Source organism: Delftia sp. JD2, assembly GCF_001682645.1.
Lineage (GTDB): Bacteria > Pseudomonadota > Gammaproteobacteria > Burkholderiales > Burkholderiaceae_C > Comamonas > Comamonas acidovorans.
In genome coordinates, this window is record NZ_LFJT01000133.1 from 1 (window position 1) to 964 (window position 964).

Here is a 964-nt window from a genome sequence, read left to right on the forward strand (position 1 = left end):
TGCATCCCCTGTCCACCCCCATCGCCCTCGTGCGCTACGGCTACAGCAGCGCAGGCGACCTCATCACCGTCCACGACCGCGCAGGCCAGCTCGTGCGCGAATTCGAATGGGACCACCACCGCATCAGCGCCCACCGCCATGCCAGCGGACCCTGGCACCGCTACCGCTACGAGAGCGCCCAGCCCGGCGCCCGCGTCATCGAGCACAGCAACCAGGAAGGCCTCAGCTACCGCTTCGACTACCTGGCCCAGCCCCCGGGCCCCGACGGCCAGCCACGCGCCGCCACCCGCGTCAGCGACAGCCTGGATCGCATCGAGACCTACTACTTCGAAGGCGCAGCGGGCCTGTCGCGCCTCATCGCCCACCACAAGGCCGATGGCAGCCGCTGGCTGCAGGCCTACGACAGCTTCGGCCGCCTGGCCTCGCGCACCGACCCGCTGGGGCGCAGCGTCCACCTCAGGCGTGATGGCCAGGGCCGGCTCATCGGCGTGCAACTGCCCGACGGGCGCAGCACCCAGCAGGAACACGACGAAGCCACGGGCCGCCTGCTGCAAAGCACTGACACCGCAGGGGCCACCACCGGCTACGAATATGACGCCTGGGGCCGCCTCACCCAGATCACCCAGGCCGATGGCAGCACCGAGCGCTACCACTACCCCGACCCCCAGGAAGCGCCGCTCACCTGCGACAGCCCCCGGCGCATCGAAGACGCCCAGGGCGGCAGCAAACAGCTGGCCTGGAGCGACGCGGGCCAACTGCTCAGCTACACCGACTGCTCGGGCCACAGCACGCACTACCACTACGACCGCTGGGGCGCGCTCATCGAAGTGGACAACGCCCTGGGCCAGCGCCAACGCCACCAGCGCGATGGCCAGGGGCGCATCGTGGCCAGCGAACTGCCCAACGGCCAGATCGAGCGCTACCACTACGACAGCGCAGGCCACCTCACGCGCATCGATCCGGC

Annotated in this window: 1 pseudogene; it reads left to right on the forward strand. The window is 70.3% G+C overall.

From position 1 onward, the window contains the following. Positions 1 to 964 (forward strand): annotated as a pseudogene (locus ACM14_RS30165) (RHS repeat protein); the annotation flags it as partial.